Raw genomic sequence first — 24,719 nt, 5'->3', positions numbered from 1 at the left:
CGAAAGGACTCATCGTGGCCACCACGCGCACCGCACACACCGTCTGGGAAGGCGAGCTGCTCAAGGGCACCGGCACCGTCACCTTCGACTCCTCCGGCATCGGTTCGCAGCCGGTGTCGTGGCCCTCGCGCGCGGAGCAGGCGAACGGCAAGACCAGCCCCGAGGAGCTGATCGCGGCCGCCCACTCCAGCTGCTTCTCGATGGCGCTCTCCCACGGCCTCACCGGCGCGGGCACTCCGCCCACCCGCCTGGAGACCAAGGCCGACGTGACCTTCCAGCCCGGTGAGGGCATCACCGGCATCCACCTCACCGTCCGCGGCGAGGTCCCCGGCCTGGACGCGGCCGGCTTCCAGGAGGCGGCCGAGGGCGCAAAGAAGAACTGCCCGGTCAGCCAGGCCCTGACCGGCACGACGATCACGCTGACGGCCGAACTGGCCTGATCGCCTGCTTCGTGCGCCCCGTCTCCGCCCCGTTGACAAGCACCCGCTCAAGTTTTGTGCTGGTAGCGGGGACATTTGGCGGACCTCGCGGATCCTTGCGGACTCCGCTGGAAGGGGACGGCGATGGGGCGTGCGGTCGGGATCGATCTCGGTACGACGAACTCGGTGGTGGCCGTGCTGGAGGGCGGCGAGCCGACCGTCGTCGTCAACGCGGAGGGGCAGCGGACCACGCCGTCGGTGGTGGCCTTCGCCAAGAACGGCGAGGTGCTCGTCGGCGAGGTCGCCAAGCGGCAGGCCGTGACGAACGTGGAGCGCACCGCGCGCTCCGTCAAACGCCATATGGGCGACGCGAGTTGGCGGTTCCCCGCGGAGGGCACCGTGGACGGTGCGCGCCCGCGGGCCCAGGAGCTGTCCGCGCGGGTGCTGCAGAAGCTGAAGCGGGACGCGGAGTCGTATCTCGGCGAGGACGTCACCGACGCCGTCGTCACCGTCCCCGCGTACTTCGACGACGCGCAGCGGCAGGCGACCAAGGAGGCGGGGGAGATCGCGGGCCTGAAGGTCCTGCGGATCATCAACGAGCCCACGGCCGCGGCCCTCGCCTACGGCCTGGACCGGGCCGAGGAGCAGACGGTCCTCGTCTTCGACCTCGGCGGCGGCACCTTCGACGTCTCGCTCCTGGAGATCGGTGACGGGGTCATCGAGGTGAAGGCCACCAACGGCGACACCCGGCTCGGGGGCGACGACTTCGACCAGCGGGTGGTCGAGCACCTCGTCAAGCGCTTCCAGGGGCGGTACGGCGTCGATCTGGGCCGCGACAAGATGGCGTTGCAGCGGCTGCGCGAGGGGGCGGAGCGGGCCAAGATCGAGCTGTCCAGCTCCTCCGAGACCTCGATCAACCTCCCGTACGTCACCGCGTCCGCCGAGGGGCCGCTCCACCTGGAGGAGGTGCTGACGCGGGCTCAGTTCCAGGAGCTGACCGCCGATCTGCTCGACCGGTGCCGGACGCCGTTCCACCAGGCCGTCAAGGACGCGGGGGTGAAGCTCGCCGCGATCGACCACGTCATCCTCGTCGGCGGTTCCACGCGGATGCCCGCCGTGAGCGACCTCGTCAGGGAACTCACCGGCAAGGACCCGCACAAGGGCGTGAACCCCGACGAGGTGGTGGCGGTCGGCGCCGCGCTCCAGGCGGGCGTCATCCGGGGCGACGTGAAGGACGTGCTGCTGCTCGACGTCACCCCGCTGTCCCTGGGCATCGAGACCAAGGGCGGCATCATGACGAAGCTCATCGAACGCAACACCACGATCCCGACCCGCCGTTCGGAGATCTTCACCACGGCCGCCGACAACCAGCCCTCGGTCGGCATCCAGGTCTACCAGGGCGAGCGCGAGATCGCCGCGTACAACAAGAAGCTGGGTGTCTTCGACCTCACCGGGCTGCCGCCGGCGCCGCGGGGCGTCCCGCAGATCGAGGTGGCCTTCGACATCGACGCCAACGGCATCATGCACGTCTCGGCGAAGGACCTCGCCACCGGCCGCGAGCAGAAGATGACGGTGACCGGCGGCTCCGCGCTCCCGAAGGACGACATCGACCGCATGATGCGGGAGGCCGAGCAGTACGCCGACGACGACCGCCGGCGCCGCGAGGCCGCCGAGACCCGCAACCACGCCGAGCAGCTCGCCCACCAGACCGAGCGGTTCCTCCGCGACAACGAGGAGCGGGTCCCCGCCGACAGCAGGGCCGAGGTGGAGGCCGCGGTGGCGGAGGTGAAACGCCTCCTGGAACACCCCGAGGACACCGCCCCCCTCCGCGCCGCCACCGACCACCTCTCCACCGTCAGTCAGCGCATGGGCCAGGCCATGTACGCGTCGGCCGCCGCCGGCCGGACCACCCCGCCGCCCCCCGACCCGGCCGAGGACGAGACGGTGGTCGACGCGGAGATCGTGGACGAGGAGCGGGAGCGCGGGTCAGGGGCCACCTGAGTGATCGGCGGGCGCGCGCACCGGCATACGACGACACCGGGGGCGTCAGGCACCGGGACGGGCCGTCCGCCTCAGTAGGGTGGTGCGCCGAGCGAAGGAGCACTGCGCATGAGCCGTCGCCTGCAGGCGATCACCCGCGAGGAGCATCTGGCGTTCGTCGCCTCCCGTCCCTCGGTCAGCCATATGCAGGTCCCCTCCTGGGGGGACGTGAAGCCGGACTGGCGGGCGGAGAGCCTGGGCTGGTTCGACGGGGAGGGCCGTCTCGTCGGTGCGGGACTGGTGCTCCTGCGGCCGCTGCCGAAGCTCCGGCGGTACCTCGCCTACCTGCCCGAGGGCCCCGTCATCGACTGGGACGACACCGATCTGGAGCAGTGGCTGGAGCCGATGCTCGCGTACCTGAGGCGGCGGGGCGCGTTCTCGGTGAAGATGGGGCCGCCCGTCGTCGCGCGTCGGTGGAGCGCGGACGCGGTCAAGGCCGCGATCTCCGACCCGCGGGCCGGACGGCTGCGGGACGTGGAGGCCACCGCCACCGAGCCGCGCGCCTTCGACATCGCGGACCGGCTGCGTCGGATGGGCTGGCGGCAGAGCGAGCCCCGCGGCGAGGACGGCTTCGCCGCGGGCCAGCCGCGCCATGTGTTCCAGGTCCCCTTGGCCGGGCGCACGCCGGAGGAGATCCAGCGCGACTTCAACCAGCAGTGGCGGCGCAACATCAAGAAGGCGGAGAAGGCCGGCGTCAAGGTCGTCCAGGGCGGATACGAGGACCTGCCCGCCTTCCACCGGATCTATGAGGAGACCGCCGAGCGGGACCGTTTCGTGCCCCGCCCGCTGGCCTACTTCCAGCGGATGTGGACCGTGCTGCGGGCCGAGGACGAGAATCGCATGCGCCTCTATCTGGCCCAGCACGACGGGGAGGTGCTGGCCGCCGCCACGATGCTGACCGTCGGCGAGCACGTCTGGTACTCCTACGGCGCCTCCACCAGCCGCAGGCGCGAGGTCCAGCCCAACAACGCCATCCAGTGGCGGATGATGTGCGACGCCCATGAACTCGGGGCGGCCGTCTACGACCTCCGCGGCATCACCGACACCCTGGACGAGGACAACCACCTGCTGGGACTGCTCCGGTTCAAGGCCGGTACCGGCGGCCAGGCCGTCGAGTACCTCGGCGAATGGGACCACCCGCTGAACAGGGTCCTGCACAAGGCGCTGGAGCTCTACATGTCCCGTCGCTGAGTTCGCCCGGTCCCCCCGGTTCCCCCGGCCTCGTCGCCCCTCGCCCCGCTGCCGGCGGCGACGGCTCAGTACTGGTCGCGGTAGTGCTTCAGGAGGTGACGGGTCCTCTCGGCGGAGGCCGCGTGGGCCGCCATGTGGTCGAGGACTTCCAGGTGGAGGGCCACCTCGGTGCGGGAGTCGAGGTAGAGGGCGCCGGTGAGGTACTCCGTGTAGACCATGTCGGGGAGTTCGGGTTCGGCGAAGCGGAAGAGGGAGAAGGGGGCGTAGGTGCCCGGGTGGGGGCCGCTGGCGAACTCGCAGACCTGGAGGATCACATGGTCCTTCTCGGTGACGTCGAGGAGCCGGTCGATCTGGTCGCGCATGACCTGGGCGCGGATGCTCACCGGCCGCATGAGGGCCGTCTCGTCCATGATCACCCACAGGTGCGGCGGCTTCTCCTGCGTGAGCAGCTTCTGTCTCGCCATCCGTAGCGACACATGCCGCTCGATCGTCTCGGGTCCGGTCTGCCCGACCGTCCCGGCCTCCATCACGGCCCGCGCGTACTCCTCCGTCTGGAGCATCCCCGGCACGAAGTGCGGCTCGTACTGCCGGATCAGATGCGCCGCGCCCTCCAGGCTGACGTACATGCTGAACCAGTCGGGCAGCACATCGTGGAACCGTTGCCACCAGCCCGGTCTGTTCGCCTCCTCGACCAGCGTCACGAAGGCGGCGACCTCGGGTTCGGGGACGCCGTACGTCGTCAGCAGCACCTGGACGTAGGGGATCTTGAGGGCGACGTCGGCGGTCTCCATGCGCCGTACGGTCGCCGGGGCGACCCGGAGGACGCGTGCCGCCTCCTCGCGCTTGAGCCCGGCGGACTCCCGCAGTTCCTGGAGCCGTCTTCCGAGCACCACCTGGCCCACGGTGGGCGCGGCCCGCCGCTCACTCACGCCACGCCTCCCCACGCGCCGAGGTACCTCATCAGTCTGTCATGCCCCGGTGGACTCTCACAGAGCCGGCCGGAACACGCTGCTCCGCCGGACTCCGGTCCGACGACCCCGCAGGGTACGCGAGCCATGACCTCGGAGGTAATCGACCGCCGCGCGCCCCGCCGGGCAAGGTGGGGGCACACCGCCCATCACACCTCCACGGAGCGTGATCTGCCATGTCCATGACCTCCGCTGCGGCCCCGCTCGCCGTGCTCGCCCGGACCACCGACCCCCGCACCATGCTGCGCCGCTTCCTGGCCGCCGACGCGGCGGTGACCGGAGCGAACGGCCTCGCCTACCTCCTGGCCTCCGGCCCCCTCGGCCGCTTCCTCGGCGTCGACGCCGGTCTGCTCCTCGGGCTCGGTGCGTTCCTCTCCGTGTACGCGGCGGGTGTCGCCCTGCTGGCCACGCGTGAGCGCCCGGCGGCCCTGCCCGTACGGGCGGTGATCGAGGCCAACCTCGCCTGGTCGGTCCTCAGCCTCGTCGCCCTGGTGCTGTGGCTGACGCCGAGCACGCCGGGCGCGGTGTGGACGCTGCTCCAGGCCGTCACCGTGGCCGGCTTCGCCGCCGTCCAGCACCTCGCCCTGCGCGCGGTCGGCGGCGGCGCGGACGAAGGGTGAGTGTCAGGGCATCAGCGCGTGCAGATGCTTGACCGTCGCCGGGTCGGCCGGGAGGAACGTCTCGATGGCCAGCTCGGCCACGGTCACGTCCATGGGGGTGTTGAAGGTGGAGACCGAAGAGACGAAGGACAGCACCCGGCCCTCGTGCTCGATCCGCATCGGCAGCGCGAAGTAGGCCGTCCCCTCCGCGCCGGGCCCCGCCCCCGCGTCCTCGCGATCCTCCTCGGCCGTCCCCGGCGGCAGCGGATACGCCGCCACCTCCTCGTACAGCGCCCGCAGCGGCTCCGAGCGGCGCAGCGCGACCTGCCGTTCCATCTGCTCCAGCAGATGCCCGCGCCAGGCGCGCAGATTCCGGATGCGTGGCGCCATCCCCTCGGGATGCAGCGTCAGCCGCATCGCGTTCAGCGGTGGGACGAGCAGCGACTCGGGGATCTTGTCGAGGAGCATGGCGATGCCCCGGTTGGCGGCCAGGACGTCGTACGTCGCGTTCAACACCAGCGCCGGATAAGGCTCGTAGCCCCGCAGTAGCCGCTCCATGCCCTCCCGCAGCGCGCCCATCGACGGGTCGTCGAGCGGGGTCTCCGGGTAGCGCGGGGCGTAACCCGCCGCGAGCAGCAGCGCGTTGCGCTCCCGTACGGGTACGTCCAGGTGCTCGGCGAGCCGGAGCACCATCTCCTCGCTCGGGCGGGAGCGGCCCGTCTCGACGAAGCTGACGTGCCGCGCCGAGGAACCAGCGCGCAGCGCCAACTCCAGCTGGCTGACGCGCCGTCGCTCCCTCCAGGCCCGGAGCAGCGGGCCCACGCCCTGGTCGGCGGGCGCGCCGGGGCGGCCCGGGGCACCGGTCGGGACACTGGTCATGCGGAGAACGTAGCCGAGGCGGTCGGGGTGTGGCGTGTCCGGGCTCCTGACCAGGGACTCGGCCGTCCGCCTGTGGCACGCTGGAAGGGACCGCACGTCACGGAGGGGACCTCCCGGAAGGAGTCGGCCATGCCCGTCGAACCCTTGTCGCAGAAGGAGATCGAGGACCGGCTGGCGGAGCTGCCCGGCTGGTCGCTGGAGGGGGACCGGATCGCCCGCTCGTACCGGCTCGACTCGCACTTCGCGGCGACCGCGCTGGTCGTGCACATCGCCCAGGTCCAGGAGGAGCTGGACCACCACTCCGACCTCACCCTCGGCTACGACACGGTGTCGCTGACCGTGCACACCCACAGCGCGGGCGGCGCCGTCACGGAGAAGGACATCGAGCTGGCCCGCAGGGTGGAGGCGCTCGCGCCCGGTCACGGGGCGAGCTGAGGCGGGTGCTGGACTACGACAAGGAGGCCGGCGACTACGACGCCCTGCGGGGCGGCGAGCCCCGTGCCGAGGCCGCCGCCCGTGCCGTGCTCGGCCTCGTCCCCGGGGGCGCCCGCCGTCTGCTGGACATCGCCTGCGGCACCGGGATCGTGACCCGGCGGATCGCGGCCGCGCGGCCCGGCACCCGGGTCACGGGGGTCGACCTCACCCACGCGATGGCGCGCCGCGCCGCCGCCCGGCTGCCCGGCGCGGTCGTGATCAGCGACGCCCGCCGACTCCCTTTCCGTGACGGGGAGTTCGACGCCGTCACCAGTGTGTGGCTGCTGCATCTGCTGGGCGGCCCCGAGGACGTGAGGGCTGTGGTCGGGGAGTGCGCCCGGGTGCTCCGCCCCGGCGGTGTCTATGTCACCACCGTCGACAAGGGAGCCTCCCACAACGTCGGCAGCGACATCGACGCGGTGCTCGCCGCGCGCCCGAGGCGCCCGGCGACCGACGCCCCGGCCGACATCGAGACGTACGCCGCCGGGCACGGCCTCGAACCGGCCGGCCGGGCGACCTTCACGGGCCGGGGACTGGGACGCAGCCCCCGGCGCGCGCTCACCGACCTGCGGCGCGGCTGGTTCGTCACCCTGCCGCCCGGCGACCCGCTGACCGAGCGGTTCGCCGTCCATCTGGCGGCCCTGCCCGACCAGGACCGCGACCGCCCGGAGCCGACGTTCAGCCTGCGGGCGTTCCGGAAGCCGCCGGGCCCTGCGGCCGGCTGAACTCCATGACCCAGTTGGTCAGCCAGCTCGCCCCGTCGTCCAGTGAGAACGCCTGCTCCCAGCGGGCCGAGGTCGCCGTGGTGTCCGACCACACGAACCGCACCCGTACGTCCTTGCCGTCGTGGACGTCGTCGCCGTGGAACGCGCCCCGGCCGCCGGTGAACTGACCCACGACCGGCGGGAACAGGCGGCCGCTGCGGCTGGAGGACCAGTTCAGCGACCAGGTCCGGGCCTCGGTGTCGAACAGCCGCAGGCTCAGCCCCTTCGAGCCGAGGTGCGGCAGGTCGATCTCTTCGATGTTCGCGGCCCCGTCGAAGAGCGGCCGGCACCAGCTGGTGGAGGTGAACTCCTCCCACGCACTGTCCGGGGCGAGGAAGTCGGTACGGCGGCGGTGGTGGGCCTCCCACTCGCCGTGGAAGAAGTCGAAGTCGTGCGGGCCGCTCATCGGTGGCCCCCCGTGTTGCCGGCCGGCAGGGAATCGGTCAAGTAGGCCTCCAGATCGGGGAGTTCGGGCGCGAGGATGTGCCGTACCCAGGCGTCGCGTTCGTGCTGGATCGGCGGGAGTTCCCAGACGCAGCCGATCCACGGGCGGTCGGTGGCGACGAAGTGCGTGGGGTCGGTGTCCGGGCAGCCGAGCACCGGCTGTCCCGCCGCCGCGCCGGCGAAGTGCAGGACGTTGTCCCACACCCAGCTGTAGACGTTGAGGTAGGCGCCGGTGTCACCGCCCCGGTGCAGCACGACGAAGGTCGCGGGCGGGGTCGTGGCGTCCGGCTCCGGCAGCAGGGACGGCAGGAGCGCGTACGCCGCCTCCGCGACCTCGGGCGCGATACCGGCCGGGTCGGCGGTGACGTGGTAGCGCTTGATCCGCCGACCGGCCACCTCGACGGGCGGCGGCACGGTCAGCAGTTTCTCGGTGAAGGGCATGGCGGCACGTTAGGACCGCTTCACTGACATCCTGTGTCAGTGAAGTCCAGCCGACTCGTCTCGATCCTGCTGCTGCTCCAGACCCGGGGCCGGATGACCGCCGCCGAGCTCGCCGAGGAGCTGGAGGTCTCGGTCCGCACGGTCTACCGGGACGTGGAGGCGCTGGGCGCGGCCGGGGTCCCGCTCTACGGCGACGCGGGCCACGCCGGGGGCTACCGCCTCCTGGACGGCTACCGCACCCGCCTCACCGGGCTGACCAGGGATGAGGCCGAGGCCCTGTTCCTCGCGGGCGCCCCCGGGCCCGCCGCCGACCTGGGCCTCGGCGCGGTGCTGGCCGCCGCACAGCTGAAGGTCCGCGCGGCCCTCCCCGCCGAGCTGCGGGCCCACGCCGACCGGGTCGCCGGCCGCTTCCACCTGGACGCCCCGGGCTGGTACGCGGAGGCCGACGACACCCCGTTCCTGCCCGTCGTCGCCGACGCGGTCTGGCGCGGCCGGGTGCTGCACGTCCGCTACCGCCGCTGGGCCGAGCCGACCGACGTACGGCGCCGCCTCGAACCGTACGGGCTGGTCCTCAAGGCGGGCCGCTGGTACGTCGTCGCGGGCCCGGGGCCCCGCACCTTCCGGGTGGACCAGATCCTCGACATCCTCGAACCCGATGAGCCCGACGAGCCCGATGAACCCGACGCCCCCGACGAGGAGTTCACCCGCCCGGACGGCTTCGACCTGGCCGCCTACTGGACGGCGTACCAGCGCGACTTCCACGCCCGGCTGCACCGGGTCGAGGCGCTGGTCCGGCTGGCGCCGGGCGTGACCCTGCCCAGGGCCGTGCCGGTCGAGGACGGCCCGGGGGAGGGCGGTTGGACCACGGTGCGCGTGCCCGTCGAGTCGGTCGAGCACGCGCACGGCGAGTTCCTGCGGCTGGGCACGGACATCGAGGTGCTGGAACCGGCCGAACTGCGCCGCAGGATCGCCCGGACCGTGGCCGAACTGGCCGAAAGATACGGCAACGTGGCCGGGAACGGCGGCGACTGAAGGTGCGGAACCCGTCCGTCCTTCTTGGAGGTTCGTCACGTGCCCCACCCGCACAGGCACCACAGACGCCGAGCCCTGCGCTCACTGGTGACCGCGGCCCTGGTCGCCGCCGGACTCACCACGTTCACCGGCACGCCCGCCGAGGCCGCCACCGCCCGCCAGGTCGAGCGCCTCGACCGGGGCGTGGTCAGCGTGCACGTCGACAGCGGCAACCTGGTCAGCTGGCGCTGGCTCGGCACCGACCCGAACGACGTGTCGTTCAACGTCTACCGGGCCGGCACCAAGGTCAACTCCACCCCGATCACCGGCTCCACCAACTACTTCCACTCCGGCGCCCCCGCCCAGGCCGACTACACGGTCCGCGCGATCGTGAACGGCGTCGAGCAGGGCGACTCGGTGCACGCGGTCCAACTCCGCACCGGCTACAAGGACGTGCCGATCAGCGCACCCGCGGGCGGCACCACCCCGGACGGCGTCGCCTACACCTACGAGGCCAACGACGCCTCCGTGGGCGACCTCGACGGCGACGGGGCCCTGGAGTTCGTGCTGAAGTGGCAGCCGACCAACGCCAAGGACAACTCCCAGTCCGGCTACACCGGCAACACGATCATCGACGGCATCAAGCTCGACGGCACCCGGCTGTGGCGCATCGACCTGGGCCGCAACATCCGCTCGGGCGCGCACTACACCCAGTTCCAGGTGTACGACTACGACGGCGACGGCAAGGCGGAGATCGCCGCCAAGACGGCGGACGGCACGGTCGACGGGGCGGGGACGGTCATCGGCAGCTCCTCCGCCGACCACCGCAACTCCAGCGGCTACATCCTCTCCGGGCCCGAGTACCTGACCATGTTCAACGGGCAGACCGGCCGGGCGATGCAGACGGTGGACTACGTCCCAGGCCGGGGCACGGTCTCGTCCTGGGGCGACTCCTACGGCAACCGCGTGGACCGCTTCCTCGCCGGGACGGCCTATCTGGACGGCGCCCGCCCCTCCCTGATCATGGCGCGCGGCTACTACACCCGCTCGGTGATCGCGGCCTGGGACTGGCGGAACGGCGCCTTCACCCGCCGCTGGACCTTCGACACCAGCTCCTCCACCAACTCCGGCCGGGGTTACGACGGCCAGGGCTCGCACAGCCTCTCCGTCGGCGACGTCGACAACGACGGCCGGGACGAGATCGTGTACGGCGCGATGGCCGTGGACGACAACGGCAACGGCCTGTGGACCACGAGGACGGGACACGGCGACGCCCAGCACCTGGGCGACCTGGACGCCTCGACCTCCGGTCTGGAGTACTTCAAGGTCTCCGAGTCCACCTCCCAGCCCGCCGAGCTGTACATCAACCCCGTGAACGGCGCGGTCCGCTGGCAGCTCGCCGCCTGCTGCGACAACGGCCGGGGCGTCGCCGGTGACATCTACGCCGGCAACGACGGCCCCGAGATGTGGTCGGCCTCCGACTCCTCCATCCGCGACGAGGCCGGCGCGACCAAGGGCCGTGAGCCCTCCTCCGTCAACTTCCTCTCCTGGTGGGACGGCGACCCGGTCCGCGAACTCCTCGACGGCACCCGGATCGACAAGTACGGCACCTCCGCCGACACCCGGCTGCTGACCGGCTCCGGGGTCTCCTCCAACAACGGCACCAAGGCCACCCCCGCCCTCTCCGGCGACATCCTCGGCGACTGGCGCGAGGAGGTCGTCTGGCGCACCAGCGGCAACACGGCGCTGCGGATCTACTCGACCCCGATCGAGACGAACACGAAGATCACGACCCTGCTCCACGACCCGATGTACCGCACGGGCCTGGCCTGGCAGAACACCGCCTACAACCAGCCCCCGCACACCAGCTTCTTCATCGGGAACAACATGCCGACGGCGCCCCGGCCGACGGTGTACACGCCGTAGCGGGCCGGTCCGTGGGCGGGCCCGGCACCACCCGGCCCGCCCCCGGACTCCGCCGGGGTCCTCAGCCCAGCGTGACGGACGCCTGCACGGGCAGATGGTCGCTGGGGAACTGACCGCCTGAGGCGAAGGTGTTGATGGCCGCCCGGTGCACCGTGATGCCCGGGGTGGTCAGGATCCAGTCGATGCGGTCGCCGCCCGGGGTCAGCGGGCGGTAGCCGTGGAAGGTCGCGTAGAGGTCGTTGCGGGCGGCCGCCGCGTCCCAGGTGTCGACGAGCCCGGCGCCGAGCATCGTGTCGTAGACCGTGTTCCGGTGCGCCGCCACGTTGAAGTCGCCGGTGACGAGCAGGGGCAGCGACCGGTCGAGCCCGGCGATCCGCTGGACGATCAGGGCGGCCGCGCGGTCGCGGGCGTACTGGCTGAGGTTGTCTAGGTGGGTGTTGAGGACGTAGAACTGTCTGTCGCCGTCCCGCAGATCACGGAACCGCACCCAGGTGACCATCCGGATGGAGCCGCCGCCCCAGGTGTTCGACCCCGGCACCTCGGGAGTGTCGGAGAGCCAGAAGTGCCGGTACTCGACGGGTGCGAGCCGGCGGGTGTCGTAGAAGACGGCCATGAACTCGTCGCGGTTGCCGCCCGCCCGGCCGGTGCCGATCCAGCGGTAGTCCGTCCCGAGGTCGGCCTCGATGTCGCGCAGTTGCTGGTGCAGGCCTTCCTGGGTGCCGATGACATGGGGTGTCTCCTGCCGCAGCAGGTCCCGCATCACCGGCCTGCGCACGGCCCAGCTGTTGGGCTGCACGGTGCTCGCGTAGCGCAGGTTGAAGGACATGGTGGACAGGGGCGGGGCGGCGGTGGTCTCCTCCTCGGCGGCGGCCTCGTCCTGTGCGGCGGCGGGCGCGCCGGACAGTCCGGTGGTGCGGGACAACGGCAGCAGGACCGCCGCGGCGAGGGCGGTCTTCAGACCCAGTCGGCGCGTGACGCGGCTGTGGTTCGGCACAGGGGCTCCTTCTGTGAAGGTCTCCGGGCGAGGCGAGCCGTGCGTACACACTCTGGGATGCCCCTCTGTGCCCGCCATGAACATGTCGATAGGGGAGGGTGTATTCGGTTCGAAGGGCCGGGTGCACATGGTACGAAGAGGGCGCGCGCCGACCCGGACGCGCGCCCTCTTCTCGTCCTGGGCGGGGTGTCAGGTCACCGCGCAGGACTGGTCACCGAGCTTGAACGCGGTCGGTTCGCCGTTGGTCCCCGACCAGCTTCCGGTGAAGCCGAAGCTCACCGACGAACCCGCCGCCACCGAGCCGTTCCAGCCGATGTTCCGGGCCGTGACCGCCGACCCCGTCTGGGTGTGCGTGGCGTTCCAGATCTGGGAGACGCTCTGGCCGTCGGGGAAGGCCCAGCCGAGTGTCCAGCCGGACCAGGCGCCGGCGCCCGTGTTGGCGAGTTTGACGTCCGCCTGGAAGCCGCCCGACCACTGGTTGGTGATCGTGTACGTCACCGCGCAGGCGCCCGTCGGCTCGGGGTCGGGATCCGGATCCGTGCCGCCGCCCCCGCCCCCGGTGTCGGAGGAGTCGCCGTAGATGACCCCGCGCCCGTTGGTGGCGATGTAGACCCGTCCGTACACCCGCGGGTCACCCGTGATCGCCGCACCCGTCCAGCCCCAGCGGTGGGCGTCGTCGTTGATGCGGGTCCAGGTCGCGCCCTTGTCCGTGGAGCGGAAGATGCCGCGTACGCCACCGATCTTGGCGCTGGTGTAGAGGGTCTGGTACGAGGCTCCCGTCGCCGCCTTGCCGAAGCCGATCGTGTCGGCCTGCTCGACACCGGAGAGCTTGGTCCAGGTCGCGCCGGCGTCCGTCGAGTGCCACAGCCCGTAGGCCCCGTCGGTCGCCCCGCCGGCCAGCCAGACGTCGCCCTTCACCCCGGGCAGCGCCTTGAACCGGACGCTGTCACCGCTGGGCAGCCCGGTCGCGTTCGACGCGGTGAAGGTGGCCCCGCCGTCCGTGCTGACGTAGAACTTCCCGGACTTGAAGCCGTAGAAGGTCTTCGGGTCCACCCGGTCGGACTCCACGATCGCGTCGGCGGGGATACCGCTGGACGCCGACCAGGAGGTGCCGAAACCGGTGGCGTACCGCACGCCCGTGCCCGCCGGGCTCCACACGAACCGGCTGCCGTCCGCGGCCGCGGCGACCGTACCGCCACCGCTGACCCCCGAAGGGTCGGTGCCCGCGAACCAGTTGGCGCCGTTGTCCGTGGAGAACGCGATGTGCGGGCCGGAGTCCAGATTGCCCACCCGCACCACCGTGTTCGGGTTGGACTCGGCGTAGTCCAGGCTGGTCGTCGTCGTGAAGTTCGGCTGGGTGAACATCATCGACGGGACCTTCGTCAGATCCGTGTGCCGGAAGCCGCCGATGTCACCGAGCGCGCTGAGCAGCGGGGCTCCGGACGGGGGAGAGGCCAGGTCGAGGACGGCCGTCTCCTCCAGGCCCTGCACCATCGGTTTGATGGTGAACTGGCCGCCGCTGTCCCAGTTCCCCAGGTTCTCCGTGCCGTAGATCGTCGCGCCGGTGCCGTACATCATCCGGTTCGAGTCGAACGGGTCGATCTCCAGCGCCTCGGTCATCCAGCCGAGTTTGGGGCTCTGCTCGGGCGGCGACGGGTTCGCGCCCCAGGTCAGCCAGGGGGACGAGGACACGTCCATGGTGTAGCGGTTCGCACGGTTCGGGTACGACGTGTAGTCCCAGGCCCTGGTCCAGGTGGCGCCGCTGTCCGTGGAGCGGAAGATCTGGGTGTCCGGCCACCAGGAGCTGTACGCCGTCGCCATGACCGTGCCCGGGTCCTGCCGGTCGACGGTCAGCCCGCTGAAGCCGTAGTAGGTGTCGGCCTCCGCCACTGGGCTGATGTTCGTCCAGGTGCCCGTCGCGGTCGTGTACCGCCACAGCTGACCCTTGCCGCCGTCGTACGGCCCGCCCTTGTCGCTGTACGACAGATACAGCTGGCCGTTCACGGTGTCGAGGACGCCCTTGTGGGCCAGATGGCCGGTCGGCTGTCCGGCCAGCCGCGACCAGGTGGCCCCCGCGTCCGTCGACCGGTACACCGCGTTGTCCTTGTCGGCGACGCCGACGTAGAGGGTCCGTGTGGCGTTCCCGGAGGTGCCCGTCGACTCGTCGAAGGTGACCCAGACGATGCCCTGGTTGTCGCTGGAGTACCCGCTGGTGTCGGACGGATCGGCCACGTAGTTGCCGACGTTCGGGAAATTGGTCACCTGCGACCAGGTGACCCCCGAGTCCGTGGACCGCCACAACCCCTTCCCGCTGGGCGCCCCCAGATACAGCACGCTGTTCTTGTTCGGGTCCACGGTCAGCCGTTCGCCCATGCCCCGCCCCGGCATGTTCCCGCCCAGCTTGAACGGCAGGTTCGCCTTCTGCCAGCTGGCCCCCCGGTTCGACGACCGCAGGATCGCCCCGTTCCCCGGGTCCCAGCTGTTGGTGTACGTCCCGGCCGCCACGTACACCTTGTTCGGATCGACCGGGTCGGAGGCGAGACTCACCACACCGGTGTGCCCCCAGTCGTCCCACCCGACGGAGTCGAGCAGCGGCGTCCAGGTCTTCGACGACTCCACCCAGCGGTAGGCCCCGCCGATGTCGGTACGGGCGTACGCGAGGTTCTTCTCCTTGCGGTTGAAGACGATGCCCGGGACGAAGCCGCCCCCGTCGATCCGGGCGTTCTTCCAGGTGTAGGTGTCGGCGGCGATGGAGACGGGCTTCTCCGCCTTGTCGGCGGCCAGCGCGGGTGGGGATCCGGCGAGCAGGCCGGCCGCGAGGGCCAGGACGGTGGTGAGGATGCGGGTTCTTCGCACAGTGGGGGTCCTCTCCTTCAAGAGTGGGGGGAAAGGTGCGAAGCGCTACGCGCACAGCCCCCGCGCCCGTCTTCCAGGGGCACGGGGAACTGCGCGACCGGCCACGGACCACCCGCGGCCGTCGGACGACCGCGGAGCTACTCCAACAACTCCGCGTACGAACCCATGGCCAGGGCGATGTCCGCCTGGGCCCAGAACCGGTGATACGTGAACGAGGGCGCGGCCCCGCCCGCGAGATACGCCTCGATCTTCGACCAGGCCGGGTCGTCCTCGTAGAACGACCGGATGGAGGTGAAGGTCGAGTTCGAGTTGATCGTGTCGCCGTTCGGCATCTTCCCGGTCCACCCGCTCGGCACGTACACCCGGTCGTCGAACCGGTTGTAGTCCGCCCGGGTCTCCGGGACCGCGATCCCGAGCCCGTCCTGATGGTGGTCCCACATGCCGTCGAGCAGAGCCTTGGCGACCCGGGCCGCGTCCGCGTCACCGGAGCGGTCCGCGTAGTACGTCAGGGTCTTGGCGTACGCGGCGGCCACACCCACGTCGTCCGTGTAGTCGGCGACGGTGACATGAAGTCCCGCGTTGGTGCCGGGGTTCGACGCGTTCCAGGTGTTCGGCGCACCCGACCACTGAAGAGTCGACGGAATCCGGTAGGTGCCGTCCGGATTGATCGTCGTCTTGGACAGCGCCCAGTCGACCCACTTGTCCAGCACGGTCTTCGCGGCCGCGTTGCCGGTCTGCTGGTAGTACTCGGCGACCCGCTCCATGGACCACGCCTGGAAGCCGAACCACTGGTTGGACGGCGGGTCGTGGTACACCGGCTTCTCGTCGTAGAACATGCCGTAGAAGGTCGGCGTCCCGGCCGGGGGAGTGGCGTACCGCCCCGCCCAGCTGTTGGTGGCGCCGCCCGCGATGCCGCCCTCGTTCGACTGCAGCCAGCGGTAGAACTCGATCTGCCGGTCCAGGGACTTGGCCCAGTCCGCCTGCCCGGTCGTCGACTTGGGCTTCAACGGGGCGTAGTTGGCGAGGGCGTACGCGGCCAGCGGGTTCTGGTAGCCGCCGTGCGTGTGGCTGGAGCCGATGCGCCAGGCCCAGCCCGCCGCCGTGTCGGTGGCGCCGCCCCACGCGTAGTACCAGGACATCAGGTAGTGCGAGGCGTCCTTGCCGGTGCCGGCCGGGCAGGACGTGGCCCCCACACAGTTCCCGATCTTCTTGAAGTACTTGTCGTACATCGCGTAGCGCAGATAGTCGCCCATCTTCGCGGCCTTGCCGATGGTCGCGGAGACGTCCGCGCCCTTGCCCTGCTCCTTGGCCCAGATGTCCGCCCAGTACGCGGCCTGCACGGCCCGCGCGTCGGCGTCCGGGGCGTTGGTGAACTTCCACTGCTTGGCGTACTGCGCGTCACCGGTGAACAGGTCCAGGTACCCGTTCGTGCCGCCGTACTTGAACTGGTCGCAGGTGGGCTGCGGGACGGTCTCCCACACCGACTCCTGCGGTCCGCGCTGGAAGGTGTTGATGTATGACGGCCCGGTGTCCGTCGGCCCCGCCTCGCACTTGCCGGGCGAGTTGCCGTAGCCGTAGACGTTGTCGACGTCCTGCAGCCAGTGCATGCCGTAGATGTCGTCCGTGCCGTACGCGCTCTTCAGCTCCGCGGCGATGGGGTCCGGGCCGACCGAGACACCGGTGTTGAGCTGCGCCGGGTACTCATTGGGGGTGTCGTGCTCGGGGGCGTAGGTCGCCGGCTTGGAGGCGTTGTAGAAGGAGTTGGTGGGCTGGTCGGGCTTGGTCGGGATCATGTACTTCTCCATGATCTCCCAGGCCCCGTTGAACTTGGACCAGTCGCCCGTCACCTTGCCGTACATGGCCTGGAGCCACAGGAGGTAGCTGTACGCCTCCGAGGTGGTCTCATGCCCGTGGTCCGGCGCCTCGACCATCAGCGTCTCCACCGAGTGGTACGGGATGCCCTCGGGCGAGAAGTAGCCGTTCGCCGGGTTGGTGATCTTGCCGTAGAGCTCCAGGAACCGTTCGTCGTACTCGCTCGACGCGGCCAGCTGGGTCACGGTCACCGAGGCCTTGGCGTGCCCGGTCGCCGTCGAGTCGAAGACGGCCGAGCCGGTGCCCGAGGCGTTCGCGGTGATCGTCACCTTCTGGGCCGTGCTCCAGTTCGACGGCGTGAAGGTCAGCGACCCGCCGCCCGTCACCGACAGTCCGTTGTTGCCGGACGCCCGCGCGGTCGTCACCGTCACATTGCCGGACGGCTGTGTCGAAAGTTTCACGTCGTAGGTGCCCGACTGGCCCTGGCGGACGCCCAGTTGGGTCGGCGAGACCACCACGGCGGGACCCGAGGCGACCGTGATGCCGACCGGCGTGGAGTTCGCCGACGCGCCCAGGCTGTCGTACGCCTTGGCCACCAGCGAGTGACTGCCCACGCTCAAGGCCGTGGCCGAGTACGTGTACGGCGAGGTCGTGTCCGTGCCCAGCAGCGTGGTGTCGTCGTAGAACTCGACCTTGGTGATCGTCGCGTTGTCCGCGGCTGCGGCGGTGGCCGCCATCGGGACCGCCGTGCCCTGCGAGTACACCGCTCCCGGCGCCGGGCTGGTCAGCACCGTGATCGGGGGCTGGTGCGCGCCCACGCACGCGGTGCCGTTGATCGCGAAGTTGGTCGGCGCGGCGTTCGTGCCGCTGTAGGTGAACTGGGCACCCGTGCTCACCGCGGCCCCGACGGCGATCGTGCCGTTCCAGGAGGCGTTGCGGGCGGTCACCGTCTTGCCGGACTGCGACCAGGTGCCGCTCCAGCCGCCCGTGAGCGTCTGGTTGCCCGCGTAGTCGTACGTCAGGGTCCAGCCGCTGATGGCCTCGGTGCCCCGGTTGGAGAGGGTGAGCTCGGCGGTGAAACCCGAGCCCCAGTCGTTGGTCTTGTAGTCGACGTTGCAGGCGACCGCCGCGGCGCTGGCGGGCGTCGATCCCGTTCCGAGCATCGTCAAGGGGAGGGTGAGGGCCGCGACCACGGCCGTCCACAGGCGCCGCGAGGCACGGCGTCTCCGTCTGGGGTGCATGCTCTGGTTCCTTCCGTGCGGCTCTTACGAAGGTGGGGGCGGAGCAGCAACAACAAGCCTTGAACCAGTGGGAGCGCTCCCATATTGAGGAGGAGGGCCCAGGGGGTCAAGGTGTTTGAAGAGTCGAAAAGATTCGATCAGGCAGAAAAGATTCATCGGGCGCAATAACGCAACACCTCTGTCTTTTACCGTCACTTGGCGCTACCTTCACGAGCACCAGTGGGAGCGGTTCCACCAGTCGACGCGCTCGTCCCAGGTGCGTCCGAGCTGCGAGGGACGCTCCGAGCACCCCCAGCGTTCAGGTCTTTTACTCGCCTCGGCGACTGCGCGACGACTCCTCCTCGTACACCCCACTACGGAAGAGGAAACCCGCACTCATGAGCCGTACCAGAACAGCACTTCTCGCGGCGATGGCGCTGGTCGCCGGTGCCGCCGGGACCGCCGTGGCCGCGGTGCCCGACGACGCCGGCGTCCAGGCGATCCCGTGCACGGTCGACTACAAGGTGCAGAACCAGTGGTCCACCGGCTTCACCGCCGCCGTGACGGTCACCAACAACAGCGCGGCGAAGTCCTCGTGGGCCGTGAAGTGGTCGTACGCGGGCAACCAGCAGGTCACCAGCGGCTGGAACTCCCGGATCACGCAGAGCGGTTCGGCGGTGACCGCCGCCAACGAGACCTACAACGGCACGCTGGCCACCGGCGGTTCGGTCAGTTTCGGCTTCCAGGCCTCCTACAGCGGCACCAACGCGCTCCCGACGACGTTCACGCTGGACGGCGTGACCTGCAACGTCGACGACGGCGGCGGCGGTGGCACCGACCCCGGTCCGGGCACGCCGGGCACGAAGGTCGACAACCCGTACTCCGGCGCCAAGGTGTACGTGAACCCCGAGTGGTCCGCGAAGGCCGCCGCCGAACCGGGCGGCAGCCGGATCTCCAGCCAGCCCACGGGTGTGTGGCTGGACCGGATCGCCGCCATCGCCGGCACGGGCGGCAAGATGGGTCTGCGCGCCCACCTCGACGAGGCGCTGCGGCAGAAGGGTTCCGGCGAACTCGCCATCCAGCTGGTGATCTACAACCTGCCCGGCCGTGACTGCGCGGCCCTCGCCTCCAACGGCGAGCTGGGCCCCACGGAGATCGACAAGTACAAGACGCAGTACATCGACCCGATCAAGGCGATCCTCGCCGACCCGAAGTACGCGGGCCTGCGGATCGTCACGACCGTCGAGATCGACTCGCTGCCGAACCTGGTCACCAACACCGGCAGCCGCCCGACGGCCACCCCCCAGTGCGATGTCATGAAGGCCAACGGCAACTACGTCAAGGGCGTCGGCTACGCGCTCAACAAGCTCGGTGATGTGCCGAACGTCTACAACTACGTCGACGCCGGCCACCACGGCTGGATCGGCTGGGACGACAACTTCGGGGCTTCCGCCACCGTGTTCAAGGAGGCGGCGACCGCCGAGGGCGCCACGGTCAACGACGTCCACGGCTTCATCACCAACACGGCGAACTACAGCGCCCTGAAGGAGAACAACTTCACCATCAACTCGTCCGTGGGCGGCACCTCCGTCCGTGAGTCGAAGTGGGTCGACTGGAACCGCTACGTCGACGAGCTGTCCTTCGCCCAGGCCTTCCGCAACCAGCTGGTCTCGGTCGGGTTCAACTCGAACATCGGCATGCTGATCGACACCTCCAGGAACGGCTGGGGCGGCAGCGCGCGGCCGAGCGGTCCCGGCGCCACGACCAACGTGGACACCTTCGTCAACGGTGGCCGATACGACCGCCGTATCCACATCGGCAACTGGTGCAACCAGTCCGGAGCCGGTCTCGGCGAGCGTCCGAAGGCTGCCCCGGAGGCGGGGATCGACGCCTACGTGTGGATGAAGCCGCCGGGTGAGTCCGACGGTTCCAGCTCCCTCATCCCGAACGACGAGGGCAAGGGCTTCGACCGCATGTGCGACCCGACGTACACGGGCAACCCGCGCAACGGCAACAACATGTCCGGCGCCCTGGCGAACGCGCCGATCTCCGGGCAGTGGTTCTCCGCCCAGTTCCAGCAGCTGATGCAGAACGCGTACCCCGCGCTCTGAGTCCGCTCCCATGAACCGGTCCGTCAGGGGTCAGTCACGCTTCCCCCACCCCCTGGCGGACCGGTGGCACGTCCGTGTGAGCCACGTCACGATGAGGGAGGTGGGTGGATGCGATGAGTTCCGGGCGGCGCGGCGGTCTCCCTCGCCGTAAGCCCGTGACGGTACGAGAGAAGAGAACCCCATGCGCATCGTGATCTGCGAGTTCATGAGCCTGGACGGTGTCGTGCAGGCGCCCGGCGGTGCCGACGAGGACACCGAGGGCGGGTTCGCCCACGGCGGCTGGACCCACCCGTTCTTCGACCCGGAGGTCGTGGGCGGCGCCTGGGACGCCGCGCTGGAGAAGGCCGACGCCCTGCTGTACGGCCGCCGCACCTGGAAGGCCATGGCCGGCGCGTGGCCCGACCGTGCGGGCGATCCCTTCGCCGACCGGATGAACTCCATCCGCAAGTACGTGGTGTCCACGACGCTCACCGAAGCCGACCTCACCTGGGACAACAGTGTGCTCGTCCCGGGGGCGGAGGCGCTCGCGGGGATTCGGGCGCTCCGCGCGGCCGAGGGAGGCGATCTGCTGGTCATGGGCAGCGCGACCCTCGCCCGCACCCTCCTCGCGGAGGGACTCGTCGACGAGCTGGTCCTCATCGTCATGCCGGTCCTCCTCGGCGGCGGAAAGACGATCTTCCCGGGTGGCGGCGCCAGACACACCCTGGAACTGGTCTCCACGACCACCAGCGGCACGGGCGCGAACGTCTGTGTGTACCGGCCGGCGGAGCAGGGCTGAGCGGGCTGAATCGGCACAGGCGATTTGCCGATACCGCAAGAGGAGTGGCGGTCGTCCGGTGTGTCGGAGCAGGCTGACGGCACCCGGAAGAGAGGCTCACCGTCATGGGACAGCACCACCACGGCCAGGACCCGCACCAGCACGGACACGGCCACGGCCCCGACCACGGCCACGGCCCCGGTCACGGCCCCGGCCATCACACCGACCTCGACTGGGCCGAGCTGGCCGGACATCTGGAGGGGCAGGCGGAACTGTTCGCGCCCCTGAACCGGCAGGCCGCCGCGTGGCTCGCCGCACGACAGCCCGAGCCGGGCCTGGTCGTCGACGTCGGCAGCGGCCCGGGGGTGGTGAGCTGTCTGCTGGCCGAGACGTTCCGCGGCGCCCGGGTCGTCGCACTGGACGGCTCCGGGCCCCTGCTGGAGCGGGCGCGGGCCCGTGCGGAAGAGCTGGGCCTCACCGACCGGTTCGACACCCTGGAGGCCGAACTGCCGGACGGGCTGAGCGACTTGGACTACCCGGCCGACCTGATGTGGGCCAGCCGCAGCCTGCACCACCTCGGCGACCAGCGCGCCGCCCTCGCCGCCTTCGCCGAACGCCTGGCGCCCGGCGGCACGTTGGCCATCGTGGAGGGCGGGCTGCCCAGCCGGTTCCTGCCACGTGACCTCGGCATCGGCCGCCCCGGGCTGCAGTCCCGGATCGACGCCGCGGAGGACCGGTGGTTCACCGAGAGGATGCGGACCTCGGTGCCCGGCAGCGTCCCGGAGACCGAGGACTGGCCGGGGCTCCTCACCGCTGTGGGCCTGCGTGACGCCACGTCCCGCACCTTCCTGCTGGACCTCCCGGCCCCGGTCTCCGACGCCGCCCGCACGTACGCCGTGGGCCAGTTCCAGCGCGCCCGGGGCACGCTCGCGGACTTCCTCGACGCCGCCGACCTCGCGACGGTGGACCGCCTCCTCGACCCCGACGACAAGGCGAGCCTGCACCACCGCACGGACCTGTTCGTCCTCGCGGCCCAGACGGTGCACGTCGCCCGGCGCTGACGAGCCGGGCCGTCCGGCGAAGTCCCCCCGACACGGCGGCGCTTGACTTCGAGAGCGCTTCAAGTGGTGGACTCCGCATGTCGGCCGGAGCCCCTCCGGCCGACCGGAACCACAGGGGGATTTCCATGACCGACGCACCAGTGGCACTCATCACCGGCGGATCCAGCGGTATCGGGGCCGCCGTCGCCCGGCAGCTTCACGACCTCGGCCACCGGGTGGCCGTCACCGGCCGCGACGCCGAGCGGCTGCGGGCGTTCGCGGCCGAACTCGGCGATCCCAAGGGGCTGTTGACCCTGCCGGGGCACGCGGCCGAGTACGCGGACGTACAGGCGGCGGTGGACGCCACGCTGAAGGAGTTCGGGCGGATCGACACCGTCCTCGCCAACGCCGGCTTCGGCACTCACGACACCGTCGCCGAGGGCGATCCGGCCGGCTGGCCGGAGATGGTGCTGACCAATGTGCTCGGACCCGCCCTGCTGATCCGGGCGTCCATCGACGCCCTCAAGGAGACCCGGGGCCGGATCATGCTGGTCGGCAGCGTCGCCGGGTTCATCCACGGGCCCGGCAACATCTACGGGGCCACCAAGTGGGCGGTCACCGGGCTCGCCGAGAACACACGGCGGCAGGTCACCGAGTGGGGGGTGGGGGTCACGCTGATCGCGCCCGGCCGGGTGGAGACCCCGTTCTGGGACAGCTACGGCAGCCTGCCGCCCGGGCACCTGCTGACCGCCGACCAGATCGCCGACTCCGTGGTCTGGGCGATCCGCCAGCCGGTCGGGGTCGACATCAACACCGTGGTCGTACGGCCGATCGGGCAGCCGGTCTGAGCGCGACGAGACCGCCGTCGAACGGCTTCCGACGGCGGTCTCGTGGCCTGCCTCAGGCCTGGTTGAACGTGGCCGGGTCCGGGCCGATACGGCGGTCCTCGTTCAGCGCGCTGATCGCGGCGATGTCCTCGGTGTCCAGGGAGAAGTCGAAGACCTCGATGTTCTCCTTGATGCGGGACGGGGTCACGGACTTGGGGATGACCACGTTGCCCAGCTGGAGGTGCCAGCGCAGCACCACCTGGGCGGGGGTGCGGCCGTGCTTCTGCGCGATCGCGATGATCGCCGGGACCTCCAGGAGCCCCTTGCCCTGGCCGAGCGGCGACCAGGCCTCGGTGGCGATGCCCTGCTCCGCGTGGTACTCCCGGGCGGCGAGCTGCTGGAGGTGCGGGTGCAGCTCGATCTGGTTGACGGCCGGGATGACGTTGGTGGCCTCGATCAGCGTCTCCAGGTGCTCCGGAAGGAAGTTGGAGACACCGATCGCCTTCGCGCGGCCGTCGGCGTAGAGCTTCTCGAACGCCTTGAAGGTGTCGACGAAGGTGCCCCGGGCCGGCAGCGGCCAGTGGATCAGATACAGATCCACGTACTCGAGGCCGAGCTTGTCCAGGGACTCGTCGAAGGCGCGCAGGGTGGAGTCGTAGCCCTGGTCGCTGTTCCAGAGCTTGGTGGTGACGAAGAGGTCCTTGCGGGCGACGCCGGCCTTGGCGAGCGCCTTGCCGGTGCCCTTCTCGTTTCCGTAGATCGCGGCGGTGTCGATGCTCCGGTAGCCGGCCTCCAGCGCGGTGGTGACCGCCTGCTCGGCCTCGTCGTCCGGCACCTGCCACACGCCGAAGCCCAGCTGGGGCATCTCGACGCCGTTGTTCAGGATGATCGGGGGGACCTTGCTGCTCACGAGCTCTCGATCCTTTAAGTCGTCGGGTGGTACTTCCCATCGTCAACGATCACGGCGTGCGATGCATTCCTGAGCGGCTCGCTCGCACCCCGAATCGCAGATTGGCCGGAAATGGATCCGGTGGTTCCAGCGTATCGGTCTGGACCATTGACCGGACACGGTCACGCGAGGAACCTGTCGTAGCTGTAGCGCACGTCGGTGAATGGTAATCACATACGTGAATGGATGGCTCATGACCCCCACCCGAAGGAACGTCCTCGGTGCCGCGCTCGGCGGCGCCGCGGCGGCCGCCGTCGGACTGCCGGCCCCCGCCGCGCACGCCGCCACCTGGCAGTTGAAGTGGTCCCCCTCGGCGAGCGCCGACGGACTGCGCGCCTTCGAGACCCTCGAGGACGACCGCGCCGACTCCCACACCTCCGCCGCGCCGCACATCCGCGCGACCGGCGACACCTGGCGGTTCGACATGCACACCGTCGACCGGGACACCTCCACCGACCGCCAGCGCCACGAGGTCACCGGGCTGCGGACCGGCAGCGGCTTCCTGCGCTGGACCGAGGGGCAGACCTGGCGCGTCACCTACCAGATGTACATCCCGACCTCGCTGAAGGCCACCACCAGCTTCACGCACATCATGCAGATGAAGCAGCCGGGAGCCGGCACCTCGCCCCTGGTCGTGCAGTCACTGCGCCGGGTGAACGGCGCCCAGACCATCGAACTGAAGCTGCCGATCGACGACATCCTCGTCGGCCGCACCGATCTGGCGCCCCTGCACAACTCCTGGGTCGACGTCGACTTCCAGGTCAAGGTCGGCAACGGCTCGGCCGGTTCGGTGCGCTGGATCCTCAAGAAGGGCTCGACCACGCTCATCGACGTCTCGCGCACCGGCGTCGACACCTTCCTCGCGGACCGGCTGCGCCCCAAGTGGGGCATCTACCGCTCGCTGGGCGACACGTCGGGTTCCCTGCAGAACTGCCATCTGCTGCTGCGGAACATGCGGGGCTACCAACTGGTCTGACCGACCTGGCGGTTGAGCGGG

At 70.6% G+C, this 24,719-nt stretch carries 21 protein-coding genes; 13 read left to right on the top strand and 8 right to left on the bottom strand.

The window, feature by feature from the left end:
* Nucleotides 1-14 precede the first annotated feature (14 nt).
* From HW837_RS07715 to HW837_RS07705, 3 genes are all read left to right on the top strand, one after another.
* Nucleotides 15-440 carry an OsmC family protein gene (locus HW837_RS07715; RefSeq protein WP_012999567.1) on the top strand — a complete coding sequence of 142 codons (426 nt, stop codon included), beginning with the start codon at nucleotides 15-17 and terminating at the stop codon, nucleotides 438-440.
* A gap of 123 nt (nucleotides 441-563) precedes the next feature.
* Complete coding sequence (gene dnaK, locus HW837_RS07710; RefSeq protein ID WP_093790085.1) at nucleotides 564-2,420, top strand: molecular chaperone DnaK; 1,857 nt, start codon at nucleotides 564-566, stop codon at nucleotides 2,418-2,420.
* A gap of 108 nt (nucleotides 2,421-2,528) precedes the next feature.
* Nucleotides 2,529-3,650, top strand: coding sequence for a lipid II:glycine glycyltransferase FemX (locus HW837_RS07705; protein WP_193379872.1), 1,122 nt, complete (start codon nucleotides 2,529-2,531; stop codon nucleotides 3,648-3,650).
* Between the two features lie 65 nt (nucleotides 3,651-3,715).
* Here HW837_RS07705 and HW837_RS07700 read toward each other — a convergent pair whose 3' ends face one another.
* The gene (locus HW837_RS07700; protein WP_045556621.1) at nucleotides 3,716-4,579 is read right to left on the bottom strand and encodes a helix-turn-helix domain-containing protein; all 864 of its coding nucleotides are present in this window, start codon (nucleotides 4,577-4,579) and stop codon (nucleotides 3,716-3,718) included.
* A gap of 215 nt (nucleotides 4,580-4,794) precedes the next feature.
* Here HW837_RS07700 and HW837_RS07695 point away from each other — a divergent pair, with 215 nt between their 5' ends.
* Nucleotides 4,795-5,238 carry a hypothetical protein gene (locus tag HW837_RS07695; protein WP_371271440.1) on the top strand — a complete coding sequence of 148 codons (444 nt, stop codon included), beginning with the start codon at nucleotides 4,795-4,797 and terminating at the stop codon, nucleotides 5,236-5,238.
* 3 nt (nucleotides 5,239-5,241) lie between these two features.
* Here HW837_RS07695 and HW837_RS07690 read toward each other — a convergent pair whose 3' ends face one another.
* Nucleotides 5,242-6,096, bottom strand: a complete 855-nt coding sequence (locus HW837_RS07690) for a helix-turn-helix domain-containing protein (RefSeq protein WP_193379873.1) — start codon at nucleotides 6,094-6,096, stop codon at nucleotides 5,242-5,244.
* A gap of 129 nt (nucleotides 6,097-6,225) precedes the next feature.
* On the opposite strand from HW837_RS07690, the gene HW837_RS07685 reads away from it, so the two are divergent.
* Together HW837_RS07685 and HW837_RS07680 are read left to right on the top strand one after the other, a co-directional pair.
* Nucleotides 6,226-6,531 (top strand): 4a-hydroxytetrahydrobiopterin dehydratase, encoded by a 306-nt coding sequence (locus HW837_RS07685; protein WP_045556623.1) that lies wholly within the window; start codon nucleotides 6,226-6,228, stop codon nucleotides 6,529-6,531.
* A 5-nt stretch (nucleotides 6,532-6,536) separates the two neighbouring features.
* Nucleotides 6,537-7,295, top strand: coding sequence for a class I SAM-dependent methyltransferase (locus HW837_RS07680; RefSeq protein ID WP_193379874.1), 759 nt, complete (start codon nucleotides 6,537-6,539; stop codon nucleotides 7,293-7,295).
* Here HW837_RS07680 and HW837_RS07675 read toward each other — a convergent pair.
* Nucleotides 7,249-7,740, bottom strand: coding sequence for a hypothetical protein (locus HW837_RS07675; RefSeq protein WP_193379875.1), 492 nt, complete (start codon nucleotides 7,738-7,740; stop codon nucleotides 7,249-7,251). The two genes, HW837_RS07680 and HW837_RS07675, sit on opposite strands and share 47 nt — an antisense overlap.
* Complete coding sequence (locus HW837_RS07670; protein WP_045556625.1) at nucleotides 7,737-8,219, bottom strand: hypothetical protein; 483 nt, start codon at nucleotides 8,217-8,219, stop codon at nucleotides 7,737-7,739. The genes HW837_RS07675 and HW837_RS07670 overlap by 4 nt, the downstream gene beginning before the upstream one ends.
* Nucleotides 8,220-8,258: 39 nt before the next feature.
* Between HW837_RS07670 and HW837_RS07665 the strand changes: the two genes are divergently transcribed.
* On the top strand, nucleotides 8,259-9,251 hold the full coding sequence (locus HW837_RS07665) for a helix-turn-helix transcriptional regulator (protein ID WP_193379876.1): 993 nt from the start codon (nucleotides 8,259-8,261) through the stop codon (nucleotides 9,249-9,251).
* Between the two features lie 39 nt (nucleotides 9,252-9,290).
* Nucleotides 9,291-11,156, top strand: coding sequence for a rhamnogalacturonan lyase (locus tag HW837_RS07660; RefSeq protein WP_193379877.1), 1,866 nt, complete (start codon nucleotides 9,291-9,293; stop codon nucleotides 11,154-11,156).
* Between the two features lie 61 nt (nucleotides 11,157-11,217).
* On the opposite strand, the gene HW837_RS07655 is transcribed toward HW837_RS07660, so the two are convergent.
* The 3 genes from HW837_RS07655 to HW837_RS07645 form a co-directional block, all read right to left on the bottom strand.
* Nucleotides 11,218-12,150, bottom strand: coding sequence for an endonuclease/exonuclease/phosphatase family protein (locus HW837_RS07655; RefSeq protein ID WP_193379878.1), 933 nt, complete (start codon nucleotides 12,148-12,150; stop codon nucleotides 11,218-11,220).
* Nucleotides 12,151-12,339: 189 nt separating this feature from the next.
* The gene (locus HW837_RS07650; RefSeq protein ID WP_193379879.1) at nucleotides 12,340-15,006 is read right to left on the bottom strand and encodes a cellulose binding domain-containing protein; all 2,667 of its coding nucleotides are present in this window, start codon (nucleotides 15,004-15,006) and stop codon (nucleotides 12,340-12,342) included.
* A 137-nt stretch (nucleotides 15,007-15,143) separates the two neighbouring features.
* Nucleotides 15,144-18,059 carry a glycoside hydrolase family 48 protein gene (locus HW837_RS07645; RefSeq protein WP_093790078.1) on the bottom strand — a complete coding sequence of 972 codons (2,916 nt, stop codon included), beginning with the start codon at nucleotides 18,057-18,059 and terminating at the stop codon, nucleotides 15,144-15,146.
* Between the two features lie 377 nt (nucleotides 18,060-18,436).
* On the opposite strand from HW837_RS07645, the gene HW837_RS07640 reads away from it, so the two are divergent.
* The 4 genes from HW837_RS07640 (at nucleotide 18,437) to HW837_RS07625 (ending at nucleotide 22,794) form a co-directional block, all read left to right on the top strand.
* Nucleotides 18,437-20,149: a glycoside hydrolase family 6 protein gene (locus tag HW837_RS07640; protein ID WP_045556631.1), complete on the top strand. Its 1,713-nt coding sequence runs from the start codon at nucleotides 18,437-18,439 to the stop codon at nucleotides 20,147-20,149.
* A gap of 181 nt (nucleotides 20,150-20,330) precedes the next feature.
* Nucleotides 20,331-20,927, top strand: a complete 597-nt coding sequence (locus HW837_RS07635) for a dihydrofolate reductase family protein (protein ID WP_045556632.1) — start codon at nucleotides 20,331-20,333, stop codon at nucleotides 20,925-20,927.
* Nucleotides 20,928-21,031: 104 nt separating this feature from the next.
* Nucleotides 21,032-21,967: a class I SAM-dependent methyltransferase gene (locus tag HW837_RS07630; RefSeq protein ID WP_045556633.1), complete on the top strand. Its 936-nt coding sequence runs from the start codon at nucleotides 21,032-21,034 to the stop codon at nucleotides 21,965-21,967.
* 125 nt (nucleotides 21,968-22,092) lie between these two features.
* The gene (locus HW837_RS07625; protein WP_093790075.1) at nucleotides 22,093-22,794 is read left to right on the top strand and encodes an SDR family oxidoreductase; all 702 of its coding nucleotides are present in this window, start codon (nucleotides 22,093-22,095) and stop codon (nucleotides 22,792-22,794) included.
* A gap of 52 nt (nucleotides 22,795-22,846) precedes the next feature.
* Here the strand turns inward: HW837_RS07625 and HW837_RS07620 are convergent, their stop codons facing one another.
* Nucleotides 22,847-23,683 (bottom strand): aldo/keto reductase, encoded by an 837-nt coding sequence (locus HW837_RS07620; protein WP_060882745.1) that lies wholly within the window; start codon nucleotides 23,681-23,683, stop codon nucleotides 22,847-22,849.
* 232 nt (nucleotides 23,684-23,915) lie between these two features.
* Between HW837_RS07620 and HW837_RS07615 the strand changes: the two genes are divergently transcribed.
* Entirely contained in the window at nucleotides 23,916-24,698 is a 783-nt protein-coding gene (locus tag HW837_RS07615) for a hypothetical protein (RefSeq protein WP_045556636.1), read from the top strand.
* The last annotated feature ends 21 nt before the right edge of the window (nucleotides 24,699-24,719 follow it).

The sequence above is a fragment of the Streptomyces caniscabiei genome (assembly GCF_014930365.1).
Classification (GTDB): domain Bacteria; phylum Actinomycetota; class Actinomycetes; order Streptomycetales; family Streptomycetaceae; genus Streptomyces; species Streptomyces caniscabiei.
Note: the sequence above shows the minus strand (reverse complement) of the source record. Positions and strands in the feature narration are given on the sequence as shown.